The following is a 17,310-nucleotide window of genomic DNA, read 5'->3' on the forward strand; positions in this document are numbered from 1 at the left end:
AATTATTTCAGCAGGTTGGTGGCTTCGTCCGGGAAGACCAGAGCGGGGTTAAAGTTCCGCGCTTCTTCTATAGGCATGTGAGCATAGGTAATCAGGATAAGAATATCCCCCACAGCTACCTTCCGGGCTGCGGCACCATTAAGGGTTAGTTCCCCGCTTCCCCGGGGTCCGGGGATTGCGTAAGTTTCCAGGCGTTCGCCATTATTGTTGTTCACAATCTGGACTTTTTCACCCTGGATAATATTTGCGGCGTCCATAAGATCTTCATCGATCGTAATCGATCCGATATAATTCAGGTCTGCGCCAGTAACGCGCACGCGGTGAATCTTGGACTTGACAACTTCAATTTGCATGGGGCAAAGATACGTAAGTTAATTAAGGGGCATATTGTCTATCAACCGGATACCTCCCAGAAAAGCGGCGATAAAAATGCGGTATTTCGCTGCGTCATCGCCCGATTTGATCGGCATCAGTGTTGCGGCATCTGCGATCTCGACATACTCTAATTTAAAGTCGGGGTGCTTCGCAAATTGCCCTCGGATATTTTCCGCAATGTCTATTGCATTTTTCATGCCAAATTGGGATTTGGCTTCTATGAGGCATTTGTAGATAAAGTTTGCCTCTTTTCGCAGCCTTTTTGTCAGGCGTTGGTTGCGTGAACTCATGGCCAGGCCGTCTTCCTCCCGCACAATAGGGCAGGGCACGATCTCTACGGGAATGTTCCGATTGCTGACCAGCTGCCGGATAATCTGTAACTGCTGGTAATCCTTTTCCCCGAAATAGGCCCGATCCGGTCCTACAGTGAGTAATAAGCGGCTAACAATGGTTGCCACCCCTTCAAAATGTCCATCCCGATAAGCACCTTCCATTACCTTGTCCAGACCCTCAAAATCCCAGGGTTCCGAAACGATAGCTTCGGTGTACATCTCAGAAACTTCAGGGGCAAAGACTACGATCTTCGGAGAGCGCTCCCGAAGTAATTCCAAATCCCTCTCAAGGGTTCGGGGATATTTTTCGAGGTCCTCCGGGTTATCGAATTGAGTGGGATTCACGAAGATGCTGACTACGACCAGGTCGTTGTCTTCGAGCGCTCGGGAAACCAGCTCAAGGTGTCCGCTATGGAGCGCGCCCATTGTGGGAACCAGGCCCATCGATAGCTTGTCTGCTCTGGTTTTATCACGTAAATCCCGCATTTCCCCGCGGGTTGTCAACACCTTCATATTTTGTTGAAATAGCGTGCAAACTTACTATAATTACGGCTATTCTGCATAATTTTTGTACTTTTGCAGCTACGTTTTCAGCTCCAATAAAATCAGGCCTGTATGAATGGTAAAAAGATATTGTTTGTATCTTCAGAATTAGTCCCTTACCTCCCGGAAAACGAAGTCTCCCTAATGTCCTATGAAGCACCGCGAATGGTGAACAGCAAAGGGGGTCAAATCCGGATCTTTATGCCGAGATACGGCAACATCAACGAACGCAGGCATCAGTTGCATGAAGTCATAAGATTATCTGGTATGAACCTGGTAATCAACGATATGGACATGCCTCTGATTATTAAGGTGGCCTCCATTCCCAAGGAGCGTATTCAGGTATACTTTATCGACAACGAGGAGTACTTCAAGCGGAAGGCGACGTTTACCGATGAAGAGGGGGAACTCTTCAAAGACAACGATGAGCGTGCCATTTTCTTTGCCAAGGGGGTAGTGGAAACCGTTAAGAAACTAAATTGGTCCCCGGATATCATCCACGTTCACGGTTGGATGGCTTCCCTCTTGCCAATTTATTTGCGGGAGTATTATGCCGATGAGCCTTTGTTTGCAGACAGCAAGATTGTAACCTCGATATACGGGAAAAGCTTCGAGGGAAACCTCAACCCTGAGATCAGCAATAAAATGGCTTTTGACAGCATTCCGGAAGATCGCATTGAGGCGGTTAGCCCCCCTACCTACAATAATTTGTTAAAAGTAGCCGTGGATTATTCGGACGCCGTTATATTAGCAGCCGAAGGGATTCCGGAAGACTTAAAAGACTATATCTCCAACCTCGACAAGCCGGTCTTGCCCTACGTACCTTTACAGGAATTCGAAGAGGCCTATGCCGATTTTTACAACACAGAAGTTTTAAACTGATTTTAGCATGAAGCGACTCATGTACTCCCTGATTGCGGGAGTTTTTATGCTTGCTTTAGCAGGGTCGTGCGAAGAGGACCTGTTGACCCTGGGAGATGGTGTTATTGGCGGGGAACCTTTTGGCACTGGGATGGAAGTATACGACGTCTTTGCGTACAACCGAAATATTGCCGCCTTTCCTACTAACCGCTTGCCAATATATCAATTGGGACGCCTGAACGACCCGGTTTTTGGTACTACAGAAGGAAGCATTACGGCACAACTGAACCTGCCTAGTAACGTGGGCAATCCACGTTTTGGGACAATCGCCCAGGCCGATGAAGGAACTTCAGAGGAGAATATCGAAGAAAATGAGCGAGTAACCTCAGTGGTCCTCTACATGCCTTTTTTCCTGAACAACAATTCGGATGCGGACAGTGACGGGGTAATTGATGAACTCGACGATGAGGACGATAACCCCAACAACGATACCGATGGGGACGGCCTTACCAATTTTGAAGAACGCGGAACGGGAACGGACCCCTTGAACCCCGATACCGATGGAGATGGGATCAACGACGCCGATGACGATGCTACACCATCGAACATTTTCCCGATTCGCCGTGAGGTTGACAGTATTTATGGAAACCGGGAGGCGCAGTTTAACTTGAGGGTAGAACGTTCTACATTCTTCCTGAGTGACTTTGATCCCAATACCGGCTTCCAGGAGCCCTCACCGAATTATTCGGACCTCCAGATCAGTCCCACATTTGTCAACGAAGTGCTCGCCGACACGGTCATGACCCTCTCGGAATTCGAAATTGTAACCTTGCAGGAAGACGATCCGGATACCGAAACCGATGAAAGCACCCTGGTCGAGGAGCGTCGTGCCCCGGGAATTCTGGTAAATCTCGACACCCTGTTTTTCCAACAAAACTTCATTGATTTAGAGGGATCTAACGAATTGCTCAGTAATGCCAATTTCCGTGATTTCCTGCGGGGGCTGCACATAACGCTCACGCCTGAAGCGGGGGAAGAATTGTTAGTGCTTTTGGATTTTACCCGAGCCGTAATTGAGATAAATTACGAATACGATGTTGTTGAAAATGAAGAAAATGAGGGAGATACCGTTCGCCAGAATTCCGTTGAAATGAGATTCCTCCAGGGTGGGGGGAATTCCGCTATTACCGGGAATGCGGTCAATACCCTCAACTCGGATCCCTATGCCCCGGAAATAGCCAATGCGCTGGATACCGATGAAAATGCATCCCGGATTTTCCTGAAAGGGGGTGCCGGGACCTATGCCGAAATTGATCTGTTTGATCAAATGGGCGGCGGGGATATCATCAATCAGATAAAACAGGAAGACTGGATTATCAATGCGGCATATCTCATATTTACTGTAGATCGCGATTTCATCGATGCTGCCGGGCCGCTTGATGAAGCAACCCGTTTACTCGTATATAATACAGAGACCCTGGATCCGCTTTACAACCTGTTGACCGAAGTAAATGTTGCGGCCTCTGCGTCCGGAACTTTCTTGAATTACGATGGGTTTTTGCAGGAGGAAAACGGGGTTGGCGTGCGCTATTCTGTAAATATTACGGAACACCTGAATGACATCATAATCCGGGATTCGGCCAACGTTCGCCTGGGCGTTGCCATCACCCCTGATTTGCGCCTCAATGGAACCGATGAAGTCCTTGTTCCCGACGGTGCCGGAACTGCGGAAAAACTCTTGCCCACCCATGCCGGAATTACACCGCTAGGCACTGTGCTTGTGGGAAGTAACACTGCTCCCAATGATCCCAACCGCCTGCGTTTGGAAATCCACTACACGGAAGTAGACCCCTGAAGCATACCATTTAAAGGAAATAATCGTTTTATAACCGAAAATCATTGCAAATTGGGGGGAGCGATGTACTTTCGTCCTACCCCAAAATTTTAAATTGAATTCTTATGTGCGGGATTGTTGGTTATATAGGTCATCGCGAGGCTTATCCCATTATTATTAAAGGTTTACATCGGCTGGAATACCGTGGTTACGACAGTGCAGGAATTGCACTTTACGATGGGGAGCAGATTAATCTTTCCAAAACTCCTGGAAAAGTCTCCGACCTGGAGAACCAGTCCCAGGTAGAAATATCCCGCAGCGGTACTTTGGGAATCGGACACACCCGCTGGGCTACTCACGGGGAACCCAACCAGCGCAACGCACACCCCCATTTCTCCAATTCCGGGGATTTGGTGATTATCCACAATGGGATTATCGAGAATTACGAGTCTATCAAGACAGAGCTCACCAAAAGGGGCTACAGTTTTCATTCCGACACGGATACTGAGGTTCTGGTAAACCTAATTGAGGAAGTAAAGAAAAAAGAAGGGGTTAAGCTCGGTAAAGCGGTGCAGATTGCCCTCAACCAGGTGGTTGGCGCATTCGCAATCGCAGTTTTTGACCGAAGCAAGCCCGATGAAATAGTGGTAGCCAAACTCGGAAGCCCGCTGGCGATTGGAATTGGCGAGGATGAGTTTTTTATCGCCTCGGACGCCACGCCATTTATTGAGTTTACCAACAATGCTGTTTACCTTGAAGATGGGGAAATGGCTGTGGTACGACCAGGTAAAGAAATTAAGTTGCGTAAAATCGCCGACGATGCGGTTGCCTATCCGGCAATCCAGGAACTGCAATTGAGCCTGGAAGCCATTGAGAAGGGTGGTTATGACCACTTCATGCTCAAGGAAATCTATGAGCAGCCTCACGCCATAAAGGATACCTACCGCGGGCGTCTGCGGGTAGAACAGGGTATCGTTAAGATGGCCGGGGTAGACCAAAACCTCGAGCGTTTCCTGAATGCCAATCGCATAATCATTGTAGCCTGTGGAACTTCCTGGCATGCCGGGTTAGTTGCAGAATATATTTTTGAGGATCTGGCGCGAATCCCCGTAGAGGTGGAATACGCTTCCGAATTCCGCTACCGCAACCCGGTAATCACCGATAAGGATGTTGTGATCGCTATTTCCCAGTCTGGTGAAACAGCGGATACGCTAGCGGCCATTAAACTGGCCAAAGAAAAAGGCGCGTTCGTCTTTGGAATCTGCAACGTAGTAGGTTCTTCAATCGCACGGGAAACCCATGCCGGAGCCTATACGCACGCCGGTCCTGAAATCGGGGTGGCTTCTACCAAAGCTTTTACGACTCAAATAACCTTATTGACCCTGTTGGCCTTAAAGCTGGCCCGGGAATCCGGAACACTCAGCAAAACCAAATTCCATGAAATCCTTACCGAAATGGAGGGAATCCCGGCCAAAGTAGAACGGGTATTGGAATCCAATCCACTTATCGAGATCATCGCCGATGTGTACAAGGATGCTGAAAACTGCCTTTACCTCGGACGGGGATACAATTTCCCGGTTGCGCTGGAAGGAGCGCTTAAGCTGAAGGAGATTAGTTACATCCACGCAGAGGGATATCCTGCTGCTGAGATGAAGCACGGACCGATTGCCCTGATCGACGAGCAGATGCCGGTAATCGTAATTGCCACTAAAAAAGGACATTACGAGAAGGTAGTCAGCAATATTCAGGAAATCAAATCCCGTAAAGGAAAGATTATCGCCGTGGTTACCGAAGGAGATAGTCAGGTTCGGGATCTCGCCGATCACGTAGTCGAAGTACCGGAAAGCTCTGAAGCCCTTTCTCCACTACTCACTACCATACCACTTCAATTACTGTCCTACCATATTGCGGTCATGCGCGGTTGTAACGTAGATCAGCCCCGTAATCTGGCCAAGTCTGTTACGGTAGAATAGGCCCCGGACACCCGGAAATAGGTACGATTCGCAAAATTCGCCTCGATATTTTGCGATCTCTTTATTATGCACGCATAATTTTGCGAAATTATGATTACCGCTATCATAATTTTGGTATCTTGCCTGTGTAACCAAGTAACTGAAACGAAACTAATGAGAACTCTACTACTCCTCTCCCTGCTGTTCTGCGGTTTGGGAGGCTATGCGCAGACCGTAACAACCGGTACGGTAACGGATGAAAACGGAGAGCCCGTCCCCGGGGCAAACATTGTAATTGTTGGGACAACCGAGGGGACAACGGCCGATTTTGATGGAAACTTCAGCCTGACTACAGACCGGACTCCTCCCTTTACCTTACAGATTACCAGTATAGGATTTTCTTCCTCCCAGGTAGAAGTTACCGCGAATAACCAGCAGTTAAGTATTATCCTAAGTGAAGCCCAAACTTTCCTGGATGAAGTGGTAATCTCGGCTTCCCGAACTCCGGAACGGATCTTTGAATCCCCGGTATCGGTGGAGCGATTTGGGTTACAGCAAATAGCCAGCACCTCAGCCCCATCCTTTTACGATGGACTGCAAAACCTCAAGGGAGTAGATATCATCAGTAACAGTTTAACCTTCCAATCGGTAAACACCCGTGGATTTGCCTCTTTCGCCAATACGCGTTTTATGCAGTTAGTCGATGGGATGGACAACACCGCCCCGGGTCTGAACTTTGTCCTGGGTAACCTGGTGGGGATGTCCGAGTTGGAAGTACAAAGTGTGGAGATCCTGCCGGGAGCTTCCTCAGCGCTATATGGTGCGGGTGCTTTCAACGGAATTCTATTTATGAACAGTAAAAGCCCGTTCGACTTCCAGGGGATCAGCGCTTATTTTAAAACAGGATTTACCGCTCAGGATGCTGCGGGGAACAATCAATATTATGATGTTGGGATCCGTGCTGCCCATGCCTTCAGCGATAAACTGGCGGTTAAGGCAAATTTCTCTTTCCTGCAGGGGGAAGACTGGCATGCCAACAACTTTGTAGACCTCGCCAATCCAGGTGCCGACCGAAGCAACCCGGCTTATGATGGGTTGAATATTTACGGAGATGAGGTAAGTACTTTACTGAATTTCGATGCCCTCGCGGGCTTGCCTTCCGGAACTATCGGCTCAGCCACGGTTAGTCGGACAGGTTATGCTGAAAGCGAGTTGATGAACTATGGCGCTCAAAGTGTAAAAACGGATTTCTCCGTTTTCTACCGACCTTTCGCTGACGACTTCGAGATCATTTACAATGGCCGTATTGGTCGTGGAAATACCATTTACCAGGGTGCAAACCGCTACGCAATTCGCGACTTTATCCTGCAACAACACCGTCTGGAGATTAGAAACAAAAACTTCTTTATCCGGGGGTATATCACCTCTGAAAATGCCGGTAATTCTTATGATACTCGATTTGCGGCAATCAACGTTAACCGACGCTGGAAAGACGATACCCAGTGGTTCACCGATTACGCCCAAACCTACATTGGAGCGCGTCTTGGAGTAGGAACAGGGGTACAATTAGATGATGCAACCGCTCACGCCGCGGCCCGTCAGGCTGCCGATACAGGAAGGTTGATCCCGGGAACACGGGAATTCGATAATGCCCTTGCAGCCGTAACTTCAGACGGGGATCTGACCACCGGAGCTAAGTTTATCGACAACACCAAGTTCCGTCACGTAAACGCAAACTACAACCTCAGCCATGTTACCGGTGAGTTTGCAGATATTCAGATCGGAGGTTCTTTCAGAGAATACGAATTGAACTCAAGCGGTACCATCTTTACAGATATTGACGGCCCGATTACGTACAATGAGTATGGGGCTTATATTCAGCTGCAACGTAAGTTTCTGGACGATCGCCTGAAGTTTACCGGATCTGTACGTTACGATAAGAACGAGTTTTTCGATGGATTCCTTTCTCCTCGAGCTTCCCTCTTAGCCACACTGGGACCAGAACGCAACCACAACCTGCGTGTTTCCGTACAGCAAGGATTCCGGAATCCAACCACCCAGGACTTGTTTATCGGTCTGAACGCCGGGCGCGCCATTCTGGTAGGATCTGCACCGGATAACCTGGATCGGGATATTCGCCAATTCGACATTAGTGCCCAGGGGCAAGCCCTGACAGGAACAGACCGCGCAACCATTGTGGGAAGAGCTGCCTATGAGAATGCATTCTCTGCAGCATCTGTACAGGCGGGAAATCCACAAGCGGTAGAAACGGATTTGGTACAGCCCGAGGAAATCACCGCATATGAAGCGGGATACCGGGCGCAGATTGGCAAACTGGCCATCGATATCAGCGGATACTATAACCGCTACCAGAATTTCATCGCCAATACTTTTGTTTTGGTTCCTCTTTATGGAAACGTAGGAGACCCGGGAGCGTCTATCGGGGATGCTAACGGACCAGATCAGCTGGCTCTTGCTGCATTGCAGAATCAGGATTTGGAAACCTATCAAACGTATACCAACTCCCCAGCAGATGTAGAATCATGGGGGGTAGTAGCCGGAGTAGACATGAAAGTCTTGGGAGGCTTCGACCTGGGTGTAAACTATTCCTATATCGAGCAGGAATTCGACCAGGCAGCCAACCCGGATTTCCGCACTCAGTTCAACATGCCAAACCACAAGGTTAAAGCTTCCTTTGGACATCGCGAGCTCTTCAAGAACTTTGGCTTCCAGGTTAATTATCGCTGGAGCGATACGTACCTGTGGCAAAACACCTTTGCCGATGGTATTATCGATGCCTACAGCGTTCTGGACGCACAGGTTAGTTACCGGGTTCCTCAATGGCGCGATTCCGTATTTAAGCTCGGAGGCTCTAACATACTTGGAGATGAGTATTTCTCGGCTTTCGGTACGGGAGCGGTTGGTTCTATCTTTTACATAAGCTGGACCGTAAACCCTTAAGAATATCAGGATCAGTTCTAAGATCCTTAGCAACTTTTTTACAATTGAAAAGCGCTGGCCAGCCAGCGCTTTTTTTATTGCCGAAAAAGGGTTCAAATGGATTCATTTTCTGAATAGAATAGCCTATCTTTGCACCCGAAAAAACAGAGCCTTTTAACTATTTAGCTCAATAAATTCATCGCAATGGCTAAGCTTACAGGAAGCGTTTCCCAAATTATCGGCCCGGTTATCGACGTGGAATTTCCCGCAGGATCGGAGCTCCCAAGAATTTATGATTCCCTTGAGATTGCAAGGGAAGACGGATCAACCCTGGTATTGGAAGTACAATCCCATATTGGAGAGAACTCTGTTCGATCCATCTCCATGGACTCTACAGACGGCCTTGGTCGTGGTGTAGAAGTAGTAGCTACCGGATCTGCAATCCAGATGCCTGTAGGTGATGCCGTATACGGACGCCTGTTTAACGTAATCGGAGATGCCATTGACGGACTGGGGAATTTACCCAAGAGCGGAAAAGATGGGTTGCCGATTCACCGTGAAGCTCCAAAATTCGAAGACCTTTCTACTTCTACTGAGGTCCTCTTTACCGGTATCAAGGTTATCGACCTGATTGAGCCTTACGCCAAGGGAGGAAAAATTGGACTCTTCGGGGGTGCAGGTGTTGGGAAAACTGTACTGATCCAGGAGTTGATTAACAACATTGCAAAAGGACACGGAGGTCTTTCCGTATTTGCAGGAGTTGGAGAGCGTACGCGGGAAGGAAACGACCTGCTTCGTGAGATGCTGGAATCCGGCATTATCAAGTACGGTGACGATTTCCTCCACTCTATGGAAGAAGGAGGATGGGATTTGAGCAAGGTAGACAAGAAGGCGATGAAGGAATCGAAAGCTACCTTCGTTTTCGGACAGATGAATGAGCCTCCCGGAGCACGTGCCCGGGTAGCCCTTTCCGGACTGACTATTGCCGAGTATTTCCGCGATGGAGCTGGAGAAGGTCAGGGTAAAGACGTACTCTTCTTCGTAGACAACATCTTCCGTTTTACTCAGGCCGGTTCTGAGGTATCCGCCCTTCTGGGACGTATGCCATCGGCTGTGGGATATCAGCCTACGCTGGCTACCGAGATGGGGGCCATGCAGGAGCGTATTACGTCTACCAAGCGCGGATCGATTACTTCTGTACAGGCCGTTTACGTACCTGCGGATGACTTGACTGACCCGGCGCCTGCAACGACTTTCGCCCACCTCGATGCCACAACCGTATTGTCCCGTAAGATTGCGGAGCTGGGGATTTACCCCGCTGTGGATCCCCTGGATTCCACCTCCCGTATCCTTACAGAGGACATCCTTGGGAAAGAGCACTACGATTGTGCGCAACGCGTAAAAGAGCTGCTGCAACGCTATAAAGAGCTTCAGGACATTATTGCCATCCTGGGGATGGAAGAATTATCTGAAGACGATAAGTTGGCAGTAGGCCGGGCGCGTCGTGTTCAGCGTTTCCTTTCTCAGCCTTTCCACGTGGCCGAGCAGTTTACCGGGATCCCTGGAGTATTTGTAGATATCAAGGATACGATCAAAGGCTTCAACATGATCATGAACGGTGAGTTGGATCACCTGCCGGAATCTGCCTTTAACCTGAAAGGTACGATTGAGGAGGCTATCGAAGCCGGAGAGAAAATGTTGGCCGAAGCGTAATCGCTTAAAATTTAAAAGATGTACCTAGAAATTGTTTCACCAGAAGCCACCCTTTTTGCGGGGGAAGTAAGTTCGGTAACTGTCCCGGGTATTAACGGAGAGTTCCAGATGCTGGAAGACCACGCCCCCATTGTTTCGCTCTTGCAGGCAGGGGAGGTCCGGATGGCAGGCAATGCTCCTATCCATGAGGATTTTGCTGACCGTTTCACCCAGGGGGCTAATGGGAAAACCATTCTGGAGATCAAAAGTGGAACCGTAGAATTGAAGAACAATAAGGTTATTGTCCTCGCCGATTAGGTAAAGCTTAAGATCCTATACGATACAGAAAAACCCCTGGGCTTCCAGGGGTTTTTTATTTGGTGGCTGCCTGGAGCATGATCACGTGCCAAAGCGTACTGCCTTCCTGGTGTTGGGTAAGCTCAGTGAAACCAACAGCAAAGTGGGCCCCCAGGGATCTGGGATTGTCTGCGGCTACTTCCGTGATCAGCGGCAAAGGGCTGCACGCGGAACTCAGCGCACGGTATAATTTGCGAAAATGGCCTTGATTTCGGAATTCTCTGGCAATACAGACCTGACCCATGACGCGATAGTCAGTTTCCGGTTCCAGGTGGGATTCGATACTGCCGAACATGGGTGCCAGGTCCGGGACCGCCTCTTGAATTTCAGGATGCAGGCAAAGTGCATAACCCTGAACTTGTTTTCCATCCCAGGCAATGAACTGAGGGGCCATTACCTGCATTCTTTTTAATAATTCAAGGGAGTGTTGCAGGGTTACAAATCCTTCCCGAGCCACGGTATCCGGATCCAGAACGGAGCGCAGATTCCTGGCTTGCAAGTCCAGAATCTGACATAACTCCTCATTGGTTTTGGCCGGGCGATAGATCATGAGAGATAAAATTAGCTAAATCAGGCCGATGCCCTACATTTGCTTTATGGCCGGATTCCCCGAAAAATTACGCGCAAAGCTCAGCCAGCGGCAGCAGGACGACATGCTCCGTGAATTGCAGCCCGATTCCCGGGGGATCGATTTTTCCTCCAATGATTATCTGGGTTTTGCCCTGGATTTTCCAGAGTCGCCGCATAACATCCCCGGGGACAGCAACAATGCGCGCATTACCCGAGGCAGTACTTCCTCCCGACTGATCCGCGGAAATCATGGGGAATACCCCAGAACTGAAGCTGCAATAGCCTCCTTTCACAATGCGGATGCAGCCCTGGTTTTCAATTCAGGGTATTCCGCGAATCTGGGTTTGTTGGCAAGCGTTCCCCAACGAACGGATTTTATTTTATACGACGCACAAATCCATGCCAGCCTTAGGGATGGGATTCGTCTCAGCCCTGCTAAAAGTTACAGTTTCCGGCACAATGATCCGGAACACCTCAAAGAGCGCTACAAACAACTGTTTCCAGAGGGTAGACCACCAGAGTCAGAAGTCTACCTCATAACGGAATCCCTATTTTCCATGTCCGGAACGGTGCCCGACCTGGGGCGTTTCTTCAATTTTTGCCAGGAGGAAGACTGTAGGCTCATCCTGGACGAAGCGCATGCCATAGGGGTCTTAGGTCCACAGGGGAAGGGGTTGGCGGCAGCTATGGAGCGGGAGGAAGCTTGCTTTGCCCGCGTGGTTACTTTTGGGAAGGCCCTGGGCAGTCACGGGGCGGCTATTCTCGGAAGCGAGTCCTTAAGGCAGTATCTGATAAATTTTTGTCGTCCTTTAATTTATACCACCGCACTTCCCCCAGCATCGCTGATTGCCATTAGGGAAGCATATGAGCTTTTAGCTTCGGACACTGGTCAGGAGCGGGTCCGGCAGTTGCGAACGGCAATCGATCGCTTCCACCATGAGGCCGGAGCCCTGGGATTACAGGATCAATTCGGTGGCGGCCAGGGAGCAGTCTTTAATTTTCGGGTGGGAGGGAATACCCCAACCAAAGCACTATCGAAGCAATTGGCAGCCGCCGGTTACGACGTTCGACCCATACTTTCACCTACCGTTCCCGAAGGCGAAGAATGCCTGAGGTTTTGTGTCCATAGTTTTAATTCCCCTGAGGAAATCCAAGGGGTTTTAACTACCTTGTATTCACTATCCGATACGTATGTCAGGAATTAAAGCGCATGAAATTATTGCCGTCTTCGATTGGGTCACGGATGCCGAGTTGCTCAAACTTAAATTGGAATCTGAAGGAATCCCGGTAATCCTCAAAGACGCCAATATCCTGCAGGCCGAACCGTATATCGCTACGGCTACGGGAGGAGTTAAAGTAACCGTACCCGAAGTCTATGCCCAAAAGGCCAGGGAGATTTACGAAACGGTTCGGGCCTACGCTACCGATAACAACGGCAAGCCCATTGTGTGCCCCAATTGCGGGGAAGCCAAAAGCGAGCGATACCACAACAAGGACCACTGGGGCTATCGCCTCTTTCCCTTTCTGGAACCCGCTAAATACAAATGCCTCAGTTGTGGCATAATAACCCGACCCGGGAAATGAGTCATATTTTTGTTACCGGAATTTCTACGGAGGTCGGGAAGACCGTTGCCTCTGCTGTGCTGACCGAGGCCCTGGAAGCCGATTACTGGAAGCCGGTCCAGGCAGGAGACCTTGACGATTCCGACAGCCACAAAATTCGTCGTTACCTCTCCAACCAAAAAAGTACCATCCATCCGAATGCCTATGCCCTGAACCATCCGATGAGTCCGCACGCTGCGGCTGCACTGGATCAGGTAAGCATTGCGATGTCCAAAATAACCCGGCCCGAAACGTCCAACCACCTGGTTATCGAAGGAGCCGGGGGTTTATTGGTCCCCTTGAATGAATCCGACACCATAGCCGACCTCATTGATCCCGACGACAAGGTACTCGTAGTCTCCAGGCACTACCTGGGGAGTATCAATCACAGCTTGCTCACCCTGGAATTTTTGCTTAGTGGAGGGTGGGAGCCAGCGGTTTTATTTGTGGGGGAGCCGCATCCGAGCACCGAATCCATAATCCTCTCCAGGACAGGGGTGCGTATGCTTGGACGCTTACCGCTTTTGGAAGCGGTGAACGCAGCAAGTATTCGTATGTTGGCGAATCAACTCCGCCCAGAACTGTTACATTGGGTGGAAAGCTAGGCAGCGGGATCCAATTTCGCCATTTTATTTGGTACGTTCCCAGATCGCAGCCTGGTCTACCGTATCCCGCAAGCGATAGTACTGCTCAAAGATCCGATCCATATAGGCATTTTCGGATTCCCGGTCCCGATCAAAAGCTTTCCGGCCTTTCCGGGTAATGACCAGGGGTGGCTGGATCGTTTCCATCAGATACTTCAACTCCTGTTCTGAAGTGCTTCTTTCAGGATTGTAATAGGGAAACATTTCATCCTTGCAGAGGTTACTGGGATGGGTAGCGGTTTTGACCGGGGGACGCTCATCCAGGACCCAATACCCGATGTGGTATCGGAGGAACAGGATCTTTTCACTCTCCAAACCTTCGGCCTGGATGTATGCCGGGACTGTAAACCCCTCCCCATTGAAATAGGTGCCTTTTTCCTGTTTGTTTTTGATGATGTTGGCGTACTCCAAATAACTTTCCACAGGAATCAGCGCTATAAGCAGGACCAGGGCCCACCGGTAATTTCGGATTCCGTCGTTGAATTTGCGTCCCGGGAAGGCAGCCAGCAATATCAGCAAAGCGGGGTAGAGCTGGATGAGGTAGTGGGTATTGGCACGACCACTTTGAATAAAAGACCAAAGTACGCCGACAACGGTCAACAGGAATAGGGCCGTCGGGGTATGGCCAAACCGAATTCGGGTCGACTTCAAGCCCCAGAGTAAGAGCGCCATTACCGCCAGGGTAAGCCCCCATACGCCCAGGGGGGAGGAAGCCGATCCCTCGGTATATGCCAAGGGAGCCTGAATCACCGAATCCCACCACAATTGGGTTTTTCCGGCCTGCCAGTAGGGGAACAGGGTCATTGCAATCACCAAAATACCGGGGATTCCCGCGGTGAGTAGATGCCCTATGGCACGGGAAATGGTATACCCCCTGAATTGCTGAATGGCCCACCATCCTCCGGCCAGCAGCAGCGGCAGGGCGGCATTTATTTTGATCATCAGGGCGATTCCAAAGAGTATCCCGGCCAGCAGCCTCCCCAGGGTATTCTCCTGGGTTATCAGGAACCATAATCCACCCATATATGCGGCCATGAGTAAATGTTCCGACATAACCCCCTGTATGCTTCCGAATAAACTAAAGAGCATTACACAGCCCATTCCCGCCGTAAAGCCCCAGCCCCGGTTGGTTTCCCTGCGGGTCAGGTCGTAAGTAAACCAGGCGGTTACGGCTACCACCAGGGTGCCCGCCAGGCGAATGGCGATAAAACTCTTCCCAAACAGGTAAATGATACCTGCAAAGAAAAGGAAGGTCAATGGGGGCTTCACATCCCAGAGTTCTGTATACGGGAGGAAGCCATCTACCCAGGCTTGCCCGACGAGGATGAAAGTGCTTTCATCCCGGTCTACGTAATCCCGGAAAAAGAAAGGAAATCGAATCAGGAAGGCGGCCAGGAACAAGAGGGGGAATACCCAACGCCGATTCGGGACTAATTTCAGGTCGCGGTTCATGTTCTTTACCCAGGGATTTATAATCTTTGCAAGATATGAAATCGAATTCCGCCGACCTTTCAGAAACTGCCCGAAATCTGCTTGGGCGCGATCAGGCTGCAGTCTGGCATCCGCTCACCCAACACGGGAGTTCCCCAAAATTATTGGGGATCTCCAGGGCGCAGGGCATACATCTTTACGATACCCGGGGCAATAATTATATCGACGCGATATCCTCCTGGTATACCTGTGTATACGGGCATTGCCATCCGGATATAACGGCAGCCGTTAGCCGGCAAATGCAACACCTGGATCAGGTGGTTTTCGCAGGGCTCACCCATGAACCTGCTGTGGCGCTTTCGGAAAAATTGCTGGAGGTCCTGCCGGAGAATCAGGCGCGGATCTTCTATTCGGATAATGGTTCCACCGCGGCAGAAGTAGGTATCAAAATGGCCCTGCAATTCCACTTTAACCAGGGACAGAAGCGTTCGGTGCTTCTCGCCTTCGAGGAAGGATTCCACGGAGATACTTTCGGGGCTATGTCCGTGTCAGGGCTCGAAGTATACAACGGGCCCTTTAGTGATTTCAATCTGGAGGTCCGGCGTATTCCGGTTCCCTCAGATGAGCATCCCGAGGAAGCCCTCCGAATTATTGCCGAATTGGGGAATCAGGGCATCCTGGCCGGATTTATCTACGAACCCCTGGTACAGGGGGCTGCTGCCATGAAAATGCATAGCGCCCGGGGACTGGAGAAAATATTAAATGCAGTTAAGGCGGCTGGCGGACTGTTGATTGCAGATGAAATCATGACGGGATTCGGGAAAACCGAAACGTGTTTTGCCAGTGAGCAGTTGCAGACGAAACCAGACATTATCTGCCTCTCCAAGGCACTGACGGCCGGATTGCTGCCTATGGGCGCCACAAGCTGTAGTCAGGAGGTTTTTGATGCGTTTTACAGCGAAGAAATTGCCAAGGGTTTCTTCCACGGTCACACCTATACTGCGAATCCGCTGAGCTGTACCGCAGCTCTCGCTGCACTGCGGCTGTATGAAACACCCGAAATCCAGGAGGGGCGCCAACGCATCCAAGAGGCTCATGCCCACTTCGGGCAGCATATCGCCGGGCACAAGGCAGTTCGAGGGACGCGTCACCGGGGTGTGATCTTTGCCCTTGACCTCGAAGTTGCGACCCAGCGATATGGAAGCCTTCGGGACCAGCTTTATCAATACTACCTGGATGCGGGGATATATCTGAGGCCCCTGGGGAATACGATCTACTTCCTTCCCCCTTATATTACCCCGGATACCGCCCTGGAGAAACTCTATTCAACAACCGAAAAACTGCTGGATTCCCTTTAGGATGCTTCCTGGGATTTTTCGTATTTACCCCAGGGTTTCAAAGCCTTGCGGTGTGCTTTGCGAATCTTCCAAAGGTCTATCCAGAGTCTAAAGAAGTAGCTCAATTTAACCCGGGAATCTCCCTGGTCTACCCATCGCTTTACCGGAACCTCTTCCATAATGGCCAGCGCTTTTTGTGGGCCGAAGTGGCTCATGATCCGGCTAAAGAGTTCCACGTCGAACAACCAGCGGGAGCGAAATTCTGCTTCGAAGAGCACAGGGGTCAGGGATGCTTTGAAAAGTTTGCAGCCGCATTGGGTGTCGTAAACATTTAACCGCAGGCTGTTTGAGATGGCGGTAGCGATAATTCGGCCAATTAAAAAACGGCTGAATTTGCGCTCCACATGGGCACCTACCCGTAAGATCCTCGAGGCAAAAACAAAGGATTTCTTGTCCATAAATTCCAGGAGCGAGGCACATTCTTCCAGGGAGGTCGCCAGGTCGGCATCCAGGTAGGCCAGATGTTCAGCAAGCCCTTCCTTATGGCAATACCGTATGCCTTTTCGGACCGACCCCGCCTTGCCCAAATTCCGGGGATTGACCAGGAAATGTACTTGCTGGGGAAGCTCGGCTTGCAGGGCTTCAAAATGTTGCCGGGTATTGTCGGTGGAAGCGTCATCGACCAGGCAGAGTGCGATATCCGGGCTCTGCCTTAGGAAATTTCGAAAATCTTCAATTGGAAAACGTTCGAATTCGTTGTAGCAGGGAACTACGATTGCGAGTGCGTTGGTCAGCCCCGTACTGGTCTTTGTCATTGTGCCGGTGGTCGGTTGTTCAGTG

The 17,310-nt window shown here is 50.2% G+C and carries 15 protein-coding genes; 10 read left to right on the forward strand and 5 right to left on the reverse strand.

The window, feature by feature from the left end; translation table 11 throughout:
* Positions 1-2 precede the first annotated feature (2 nt).
* Together panD and panC are read right to left on the reverse strand one after the other, a co-directional pair.
* Positions 3-353, reverse strand: a complete 351-nt coding sequence (gene panD / locus BM318_RS06635; RefSeq protein ID WP_092981667.1) for an aspartate 1-decarboxylase — start codon at positions 351-353, stop codon at positions 3-5.
* A gap of 18 nt (positions 354-371) precedes the next feature.
* On the reverse strand, positions 372-1,220 hold the full coding sequence (gene panC / locus BM318_RS06640; protein ID WP_092981669.1) for a pantoate--beta-alanine ligase: 849 nt from the start codon (positions 1,218-1,220) through the stop codon (positions 372-374).
* A 102-nt stretch (positions 1,221-1,322) separates the two neighbouring features.
* Between panC and BM318_RS06645 the strand changes: the two genes are divergently transcribed.
* The 6 genes from BM318_RS06645 to BM318_RS06670 all read left to right on the forward strand — a co-directional run bounded on the left by BM318_RS06645 (position 1,323) and on the right by BM318_RS06670 (position 10,847).
* Positions 1,323-2,132, forward strand: coding sequence for a glycogen/starch synthase (locus BM318_RS06645; protein WP_092981671.1), 810 nt, complete (start codon positions 1,323-1,325; stop codon positions 2,130-2,132).
* Between the two features lie 7 nt (positions 2,133-2,139).
* Complete coding sequence (locus tag BM318_RS06650; RefSeq protein ID WP_092981672.1) at positions 2,140-3,966, forward strand: DUF4270 domain-containing protein; 1,827 nt, start codon at positions 2,140-2,142, stop codon at positions 3,964-3,966.
* 104 nt (positions 3,967-4,070) lie between these two features.
* The gene (gene glmS / locus BM318_RS06655; RefSeq protein WP_092981674.1) at positions 4,071-5,918 is read left to right on the forward strand and encodes a glutamine--fructose-6-phosphate transaminase (isomerizing); all 1,848 of its coding nucleotides are present in this window, start codon (positions 4,071-4,073) and stop codon (positions 5,916-5,918) included.
* Between the two features lie 153 nt (positions 5,919-6,071).
* Positions 6,072-8,858, forward strand: a complete 2,787-nt coding sequence (locus tag BM318_RS06660) for a TonB-dependent receptor (RefSeq protein ID WP_092982106.1) — start codon at positions 6,072-6,074, stop codon at positions 8,856-8,858.
* 183 nt (positions 8,859-9,041) lie between these two features.
* Positions 9,042-10,550, forward strand: coding sequence for a F0F1 ATP synthase subunit beta (gene atpD, locus BM318_RS06665; RefSeq protein WP_092981676.1), 1,509 nt, complete (start codon positions 9,042-9,044; stop codon positions 10,548-10,550).
* A gap of 18 nt (positions 10,551-10,568) precedes the next feature.
* A complete protein-coding gene (locus BM318_RS06670) occupies positions 10,569-10,847 on the forward strand; it encodes a F0F1 ATP synthase subunit delta/epsilon (RefSeq protein WP_092981678.1) in 279 nt (92 codons plus the stop codon).
* A gap of 55 nt (positions 10,848-10,902) precedes the next feature.
* Here BM318_RS06670 and BM318_RS06675 read toward each other — a convergent pair whose 3' ends face one another.
* The gene (locus BM318_RS06675; RefSeq protein ID WP_092981680.1) at positions 10,903-11,436 is read right to left on the reverse strand and encodes a GNAT family N-acetyltransferase; all 534 of its coding nucleotides are present in this window, start codon (positions 11,434-11,436) and stop codon (positions 10,903-10,905) included.
* Positions 11,437-11,464: 28 nt separating this feature from the next.
* On the opposite strand from BM318_RS06675, the gene BM318_RS06680 reads away from it, so the two are divergent.
* From BM318_RS06680 to bioD, 3 genes are read left to right on the forward strand one after another with little or no spacing between them, the layout of a single operon-like run.
* The gene (locus BM318_RS06680; protein WP_092981681.1) at positions 11,465-12,661 is read left to right on the forward strand and encodes an aminotransferase class I/II-fold pyridoxal phosphate-dependent enzyme; all 1,197 of its coding nucleotides are present in this window, start codon (positions 11,465-11,467) and stop codon (positions 12,659-12,661) included.
* The gene (locus BM318_RS06685; RefSeq protein WP_092981683.1) at positions 12,648-13,040 is read left to right on the forward strand and encodes a putative signal transducing protein; all 393 of its coding nucleotides are present in this window, start codon (positions 12,648-12,650) and stop codon (positions 13,038-13,040) included. The genes BM318_RS06680 and BM318_RS06685 overlap by 14 nt, the downstream gene beginning before the upstream one ends.
* Complete coding sequence (gene bioD, locus BM318_RS06690) at positions 13,037-13,663, forward strand: dethiobiotin synthase (RefSeq protein WP_092981685.1); 627 nt, start codon at positions 13,037-13,039, stop codon at positions 13,661-13,663. The genes BM318_RS06685 and bioD overlap by 4 nt, the downstream gene beginning before the upstream one ends.
* Before the next feature lie 24 nt (positions 13,664-13,687).
* On the opposite strand, the gene BM318_RS06695 is transcribed toward bioD, so the two are convergent.
* Complete coding sequence (locus BM318_RS06695; RefSeq protein WP_092981687.1) at positions 13,688-15,154, reverse strand: ArnT family glycosyltransferase; 1,467 nt, start codon at positions 15,152-15,154, stop codon at positions 13,688-13,690.
* A 35-nt stretch (positions 15,155-15,189) separates the two neighbouring features.
* Here BM318_RS06695 and bioA point away from each other — a divergent pair, with 35 nt between their 5' ends.
* Positions 15,190-16,491: an adenosylmethionine--8-amino-7-oxononanoate transaminase gene (gene bioA / locus BM318_RS06700; protein ID WP_092981689.1), complete on the forward strand. Its 1,302-nt coding sequence runs from the start codon at positions 15,190-15,192 to the stop codon at positions 16,489-16,491.
* On the opposite strand, the gene BM318_RS06705 is transcribed toward bioA, so the two are convergent.
* Complete coding sequence (locus BM318_RS06705; protein ID WP_092982107.1) at positions 16,488-17,285, reverse strand: glycosyltransferase; 798 nt, start codon at positions 17,283-17,285, stop codon at positions 16,488-16,490. The two genes, bioA and BM318_RS06705, sit on opposite strands and share 4 nt — an antisense overlap.
* Positions 17,286-17,310: the final 25 nt, after the last annotated feature.

It is taken from the genome of Robiginitalea myxolifaciens (genome assembly GCF_900115205.1).
Taxonomy (GTDB): Bacteria; Bacteroidota; Bacteroidia; order Flavobacteriales; family Flavobacteriaceae; genus Robiginitalea; species Robiginitalea myxolifaciens.

Excerpts from the sequence above, each read along its gene's own strand:
- BM318_RS06645 (WP_092981671.1), top strand. The coding sequence starts at position 1,323 with ATGAATGGTAAAAAGATATTGTTTGTATCTTCAGAATTAGTCCCTTAC.
- BM318_RS06685 (WP_092981683.1), top strand. The coding sequence starts at position 12,648 with ATGTCAGGAATTAAAGCGCATGAAATTATTGCCGTCTTCGATTGGGTC.
- BM318_RS06695 (WP_092981687.1), bottom strand. The coding sequence starts at position 15,154 with ATGAACCGCGACCTGAAATTAGTCCCGAATCGGCGTTGGGTATTCCCC.
- BM318_RS06675 (WP_092981680.1), bottom strand. The coding sequence starts at position 11,436 with ATGATCTATCGCCCGGCCAAAACCAATGAGGAGTTATGTCAGATTCTG.
- atpD (WP_092981676.1), top strand. The coding sequence starts at position 9,042 with ATGGCTAAGCTTACAGGAAGCGTTTCCCAAATTATCGGCCCGGTTATC.
- bioD (WP_092981685.1), top strand. The coding sequence starts at position 13,037 with ATGAGTCATATTTTTGTTACCGGAATTTCTACGGAGGTCGGGAAGACC.
- BM318_RS06660 (WP_092982106.1), top strand. The coding sequence starts at position 6,072 with ATGAGAACTCTACTACTCCTCTCCCTGCTGTTCTGCGGTTTGGGAGGC.
- panD (WP_092981667.1), bottom strand. The coding sequence starts at position 353 with ATGCAAATTGAAGTTGTCAAGTCCAAGATTCACCGCGTGCGCGTTACT.
- BM318_RS06705 (WP_092982107.1), bottom strand. The coding sequence starts at position 17,285 with ATGACAAAGACCAGTACGGGGCTGACCAACGCACTCGCAATCGTAGTT.
- bioA (WP_092981689.1), top strand. The coding sequence starts at position 15,190 with ATGAAATCGAATTCCGCCGACCTTTCAGAAACTGCCCGAAATCTGCTT.
- panC (WP_092981669.1), bottom strand. The coding sequence starts at position 1,220 with ATGAAGGTGTTGACAACCCGCGGGGAAATGCGGGATTTACGTGATAAA.
- BM318_RS06650 (WP_092981672.1), top strand. The coding sequence starts at position 2,140 with ATGAAGCGACTCATGTACTCCCTGATTGCGGGAGTTTTTATGCTTGCT.
- BM318_RS06670 (WP_092981678.1), top strand. The coding sequence starts at position 10,569 with ATGTACCTAGAAATTGTTTCACCAGAAGCCACCCTTTTTGCGGGGGAA.
- glmS (WP_092981674.1), top strand. The coding sequence starts at position 4,071 with ATGTGCGGGATTGTTGGTTATATAGGTCATCGCGAGGCTTATCCCATT.
- BM318_RS06680 (WP_092981681.1), top strand. The coding sequence starts at position 11,465 with ATGCCCTACATTTGCTTTATGGCCGGATTCCCCGAAAAATTACGCGCA.